Source organism: Bradyrhizobium sp., from assembly GCF_035701725.1.
Lineage (GTDB): Bacteria > Pseudomonadota > Alphaproteobacteria > Rhizobiales > Xanthobacteraceae > Bradyrhizobium.
The window spans coordinates 1-5885 of the sequence record NZ_DASSRP010000330.1; the positions used below are offsets into that span (position 1 = coordinate 1).

Here is a 5885-nt window from a genome sequence, read left to right on the forward strand (position 1 = left end):
CCATTTCAGCGCATTGCCGACGCAAGTGCCGTAGACCGCGCCGGCGCCGATGCCGCCGAGGATCGCCGCGAGATAAAGCAGCGTCAGCGAGTCAGCATATGAGTTGAGGACCCAGGCGACCGCCACCATGATGCCGCCGAACATCACGACGGCGCGCGGTCCGTATTTATCGACAAACCATGCTTCGACCGGGACGAGCCAGGTCTCCGTCACCACAAAGAGGGTGAAGGCTAGTTGGACTGCAGCGCGAGTCCAGCCATGCTTCTGCGAAATTGGATCGACGAAAAGCGTCCAGCCATATTGCAGGTTTGCGACCATCGCCATGCAGACGATGCCCATCGCAAGTTGCAACCAGCGGAAGTGTGTGCCCTGTGGGGCGATCGCTTCTGAAGTGGGCTCCATATATCCTCCCCTGGTACGCTTTTGTTTTGTGTCGAGGGCGTGACCGGTATGCGCATTTTGGTATGTGATATGCCAGAGCGCAAGGACATTTTGAGCCAGATGGTACTTTGGTGGCACCTCTTTGCCGAATTTTCCCGCGTGGTGGGATAGTTTTCCCGAGCGCAGCGGAGAACCTGCAAGCAAAAAGGCCCCGGACGACCGGGGCCTTTTTGGTGGGCAACTAAAATAACGTTTGAGTTTCAAAGCCCGAAATAGGGCACATCGCCGTTACGCCGCGCAATCTCTGCATTCGTCATCAGGACATGGTCGATCAGGGCGAGGAGACGGCCGAACAGTGACGGAGAAGACGAAACGGTGAGGGAAGCGATCTTGGACATCTGATTTCCTTGCAGTGGTAGCTAAGCCGTCCACAACATAGGTATGCCAGATGCCAGTCGCAATTCATTTGTTTGCATAGCAGCATGAATTTCTTCGCAATGCAGCATGAATGCTGGTATTTGTGATTCAAATCGTGCGGCTAACTTATTGAAGATAAAGAAAAAGGCCGCCGGGTCCGGCGGCCTTTCGGCATCATCAGATGCGCGGACTTTACTCCGCGGCTTCCTTGCGCGGCGGGTCGAGCGCGCCCGAATCGTGGATTTCCTTCACCTGGTGGTCGGAGAAGCCGAGCACCTGACGCAGGATTTCATCGGTGTGTTCGCCGAGCAGGGGCGAGCGCTTCACCTCGCTCGGGGAATCCGACAGCTTGATCGGGTTGCCGACCGAGAGGTACTTGCCGCGGGTCGGGTGGTCGACCTCGACCACGGTTCCGGTGGCGCGCAGCGACTGGTCCTCGGCAAGTTCCTTCATCGACAGGATCGGGCCGCAGGGGATGTCGAACTTGTTGAGGATGTCCATCGCCTCGAACTTGGTCTTGGTCATCGTCCACTGTTCGATGCGCGCGAAGATTTCGTTCAGGCGCGGCAGCCGGGCCGCCGGCTTGGCGTAGTTCGGATCCGTCTTCCAGCTCGGCTCGCCGATCACATCGCAGATCTTCTCCCAGACCGGCGCCTGGGTGATGAAATAGATGTAGGAGTCGGGATCGGTCTCCCAGCCCTTGCACTTGAGGATGCGGCCGGGCTGTCCGCCGCCGGAATCGTTGCCGGCGCGCGGGACCGCTTCGCCGAACGGAATGCCTTCACCGAACTGGCTGTATTCCTTGAGCGGACCGTGAGCGAGACGCTGCTGGTCGCGCAGCTTGACGCGGCAGAGGTTGAGCACGCCGTCCTGCATCGCCGCGGTCACGCGCTGGCCCTGGCCGCTGTGAGTGCGCTGATACAGCGCGGTGACGATACCGAGCGCCAGATGCAATCCGGTGCCGCTGTCGCCGATCTGCGCGCCGGTCACGAGCGGCAAGCCGTCGCGGAAGCCGGTGGTGGAAGCGGCGCCGCCGGTGCACTGCGCGACGTTCTCGTAAACCTTGCAGTCTTCGTAGGGGCCGGGGCCGAAGCCCTTGATCGACGCCACGATCATCTTCGGATTGATGCTGTGGATCTTCTCCCAGGGGAAGCCCATACGGTCGAGCACGCCGGGGCCGAAGTTTTCCACCAGCACGTCGCACGACTTGATCAGCGCAGTCAGGACTTCCTTGCCCTTCGGGTTCTTGGTGTCGAGCGTGATCGAGCGCTTGTTGTGGTTGAGCATGGTGAAATACAGGCTGTCCACGTTCGGGACGTCCTGCAACTGGCCACGGGTGATGTCACCGACGCCGGGACGCTCCACCTTGATCACGTCGGCGCCGAACCATGCCAGCAGCTGCGTGCAGGTCGGTCCCGACTGGACGTGGGTGAAATCGAGAATGCGAACGCCCTTGAGCGCCTTGGTCATGGTCTTACTCCCGTCGTATCTGTTTTCCCCGCTGGGGGGATTCGTGAATCGGTTCAGGCTTTCTTCTTGAGCGCACTCTGCGGATTGAGGTTGCCGATGCGTCCGCTCTCGGAGCCGGCGGCCGGGTCGATCACCGCGTTGATCAGCGTAGGCTTGCCGGAATCCATCGCCGCGTTCACGGCGCGCTTGAGTTCGTCCGGTGAGGTCGCATTGATGCCGACGCCGCCGAACGCCTCCATCATCTTGTCGTAGCGCGCGCCGGCGACGAACACCGTCGTTGCCGGATCGGCGCCGCCGCTCTTGTTGACGTCGGTGCCGCGATAGATGCCGTTATTGTTGAAGATGACGACGCAGACCGGCAGGTTGTAGCGGCAGATCGTCTCGATCTCCATGCCGGAGAAGCCGAAGGCGCTGTCGCCCTCGATCGCGAGCACGGGATGGCCGGTTTCGACGGTGGCGGCAATCGCCTGGCCCATGCCGATGCCCATGACGCCCCAGGTGCCGACGTCGAGCCGCTTACGCGGCTTGTAGATGTCGATCACGCCGCGGGCGAGGTCGAGCGTGTTGGCGCCTTCGTTGACGAGAATGGCGTCAGGCCGCTCCTTGACGATCGTGCGCAGCACGCCGAGCGCGCCGTGATAATCCATCGGCGAGTTGTTGTTCATCAGGCGCGGCGCCATCTTGGCGACGTTCTCTTCGCGCTTGGCGGAGACTTTCTGCACCCAATCGGACGGCGCCGCGGTCCAGCCGCTGCCCATCGCCGCAAGCAGTGCCGAGACGCAGGAGCCGATGTCGCCAACCACGGGCGCGGCGATCTCGACGTTGGAGTCCATTTCCCTGGGCTCGATATCGATCTGGATGAATTTCTTCGGTGCGTCGCCCCAGCTCTTGCCCTTGCCGTGCGACAACAGCCAGTTGAGGCGGGCGCCGATCAGCATGACGACGTCGGCTTCCTTGAGCACGGTCGAGCGCGCCGCACCCGCACACAAAGGATGAAGATCGGGCAACAGGCCCTTGGCCATGCTCATCGGCAGGAATGGCACGCCGCTCTTCTCGACGAAGCTGCGGATGTCGTCATCGGCCTGCGCATAGGCCGCGCCCTTGCCGAGAATGATCAGCGGGCGCTTGGCGCTCTTGAGCACGTCCAGCGCGCGCTTGACCGCGCTCGGTGCGGGAATCTGGGCCGGGGCCGCATCGATCACCTTGACCAGCGACTTGCGGCCGGCTTCGGCGTTCATGACCTGGCCGAACAGCTTTGCCGGCAGATCGAGATAGACGCCGCCGGGGCGGCCGGAGACCGCGGCGCGGATCGCGCGGGCAAGCCCGATGCCGATATCGGCGGCGTGCAGCACGCGGAACGCCGCCTTGCACAGCGGCTTGGCGATCGCGAGCTGATCCATCTCTTCATAGTCGCCCTGCTGGAGGTCGACGATTTCGCGCTCCGACGAGCCCGAGATCAGGATCATGGGGAAGCAGTTGGTGGTGGCATGGGCGAGCGCAGTGAGGCCGTTGAGGAAACCCGGCGCCGAAACGGTGAGGCAGATGCCGGGCTTCTTGGTCAGGTAGCCGGCGATCGCGGCGGCATAACCTGCATTCTGTTCGTGGCGGAACGAGAGCACGCGGATGCCTTCTTCCTGCGCCATGCGCCCGAAGTCGGTGATCGGAATGCCCGGAACGCCGTAGATCGTCTTGATGTCATTGAGCTTGAGCGCGTCGATGATGAGATGAAAGCCGTCCGTCAATTCCTGTTCGGTCTCGGCGGCTTTGGCATCGATGCTCTGTACTACTGCGGACATCCCGCTTCTCCTTGGTATCGTTGGTATCGTTTTTTGATGGGGGCAAGTGAATTCGCCCCTGGTTGGTCGTGCAGTTCGTGAAGCCGACTAGTGGAGTGGATTTGAAATTCGCTACACCCCTGGCCTCAATTTCGCAAAGCGAATGTCAAATCCTAACTCCACTACAAAGCTAAATTTGCTAGTGGTCCTTCGATTCCAACATTCACAAAAGTGCTCGCTGAGAAGGGATGCGAGTGTTGGAATCGGACCACTAGAACAGTTCCTTGCCATGCGCCTCGACAAAAGACGCAAGGCCGAGGGTGTGATCGCGCGCCAGCCTTTCGGCAAGCTCGGTATCGCGCTGTTCGAGCGCATCGATAATGGCCATGTGCTCGGGCAGGGACGCCGCGATGCGTTCGACACGGCCGATTGTCAGTTGGCGATAGCCGCGCACGTGCAGCAGGATATCGTTGGTCATGTCGACCAGCACCGGCGACTCGCTGAGCGCGATCAACGCCTGGTGAAACGCGATATTAGCCCTGGAATATTCCTCGACGTGATGTTCGGGCAGGCGGTCCTTGCCGAAGTCCGCAAAGAAGTCGCGCAGCGCCGAAATGTCTTTCTTGCGCGCGGTGGTCGTGATCAGGCGCGCCGCCATGCTTTCGAGCGCGGCCCAGGCGCGGATCATGTCGACGATTTCGCTCTTGGTCCGCCGCACCACCATGATGCCGCGGCGCGGCACGGTCTTGACGAAGCCGTCCTGCTCCAGCATCGCGATCGCTTCGCGGATCGGGGTGCGGCTGACGCCGAGACGCTCGGACAGCGCGCGCTCGTCGAGCATCACGGGTTCCGGCGTCGCGTAGATGTCCATCTTCAGGATGGCTTCTCTCAGCGCCTCATACGCCTTGTTCTTGAAGCTCGTCTCCGGCACGATCCGGACAACGGCAATATCAGCATCGGCCATGCTCAATGGTGCCTTGATTGATCAATCGGTCCGGTGTTGGTGTATCTTATAAATAAGAACCAGAACTCAGTAATTTTTGGCATACCACATGCCAGAATGTCAAGTTGCCCCTGTTTTCAGCATTTCCGCGACTTGACAAGTTCGTTTCTGGCATACCAAATGCCATACGAACCAATTTCCGCGGCGTTGGTCAAGCCGGAGCGGACGCTCCCAGCGTCCGCCATCAGACGATCGAACGAGTCTTTGCAAGGCAAGTCATGATGCTGATGCCAGCATGTGCTTCTTGCGCCCAAGAATAGAAGTCACGGAGGAAACCAATGTCGAATTCCAAAGATGCGGTCCGCAAAGTCCTCGATGCAGTCAAGGCGGACAAACGCACGAGCCTGACGGCGCCCGAAGGCAAGCTTGTCTGCGATGCCTACGGCATTCCGGTCCCGAAAGAGGGCCTCGCCAAGTCGGCGGCCGATGCGGCGAAGATCGCATCTTCCATGGGTTTCCCGGTGGTGATGAAGATTGTCTCGCCCGACATCCTCCACAAAACCGAAGCCGGCGGCGTCGTGGTCGGCGTCAAGACCGCCGAAGATGCCCAGAAGACCTACGACACCATTCTGGCCAACGCCAAGAAGTACAAGGCCGACGCCAAGATCGAGGGCATCCAGATCCAGCAGATGCTCGCCGGCGGCACCGAAGTCATCGTCGGCTCCATCACCGACGGCTCGTTCGGCAAGCTGGTCGCCTTCGGCCTCGGCGGCGTGCTGGTCGAGGTGCTGAAGGACGTCACCTTCCGTCTCGCGCCGGCCACCAAGGACGACGCGCTATCGATGCTCGACGGCATCCAGGCCCACGAAATGCTCAAAGGCGTGCGCGGCGGCGATCCG

Annotated in this window: 6 protein-coding genes; 1 reads left to right on the plus strand and 5 read right to left on the minus strand. The window is 61.0% G+C overall.

What is annotated here, in order from left to right; all coding sequences use genetic code 11:
* The 5 genes from VFL62_RS19900 to VFL62_RS19920 form a co-directional block, all read right to left on the minus strand.
* On the minus strand, positions 1–402 hold a 402-nt coding region (locus VFL62_RS19900; RefSeq protein ID WP_325174099.1), incomplete at its 3' end, for an MFS transporter.
* Between the two features lie 239 nt (positions 403–641).
* Positions 642–779 carry a hypothetical protein gene (locus VFL62_RS19905; RefSeq protein WP_325174094.1) on the minus strand — a complete coding sequence of 46 codons (138 nt, stop codon included), beginning with the start codon at positions 777–779 and terminating at the stop codon, positions 642–644.
* Between the two features lie 211 nt (positions 780–990).
* Positions 991–2268, minus strand: coding sequence for a formyl-CoA transferase (frc, locus tag VFL62_RS19910; protein WP_325174095.1), 1278 nt, complete (start codon positions 2266–2268; stop codon positions 991–993).
* Positions 2269–2321: 53 nt separating this feature from the next.
* Positions 2322–4064 carry an oxalyl-CoA decarboxylase gene (gene oxc, locus VFL62_RS19915; protein WP_325174096.1) on the minus strand — a complete coding sequence of 581 codons (1743 nt, stop codon included), beginning with the start codon at positions 4062–4064 and terminating at the stop codon, positions 2322–2324.
* Between the two features lie 250 nt (positions 4065–4314).
* Positions 4315–5007, minus strand: coding sequence for a GntR family transcriptional regulator (locus tag VFL62_RS19920; RefSeq protein WP_325174097.1), 693 nt, complete (start codon positions 5005–5007; stop codon positions 4315–4317).
* A gap of 317 nt (positions 5008–5324) precedes the next feature.
* Between VFL62_RS19920 and VFL62_RS19925 the strand changes: the two genes are divergently transcribed.
* Positions 5325–5885 (plus strand): acetate--CoA ligase family protein (locus VFL62_RS19925; protein WP_325174098.1); only part of this gene is annotated, 561 nt, incomplete at its 3' end.

Excerpts from the sequence above, each read along its gene's own strand:
- VFL62_RS19905 (WP_325174094.1), bottom strand. The coding sequence starts at position 779 with ATGTCCAAGATCGCTTCCCTCACCGTTTCGTCTTCTCCGTCACTGTTC.
- frc (WP_325174095.1), bottom strand. The coding sequence starts at position 2,268 with ATGACCAAGGCGCTCAAGGGCGTTCGCATTCTCGATTTCACCCACGTC.
- oxc (WP_325174096.1), bottom strand. The coding sequence starts at position 4,064 with ATGTCCGCAGTAGTACAGAGCATCGATGCCAAAGCCGCCGAGACCGAA.
- VFL62_RS19920 (WP_325174097.1), bottom strand. The coding sequence starts at position 5,007 with ATGGCCGATGCTGATATTGCCGTTGTCCGGATCGTGCCGGAGACGAGC.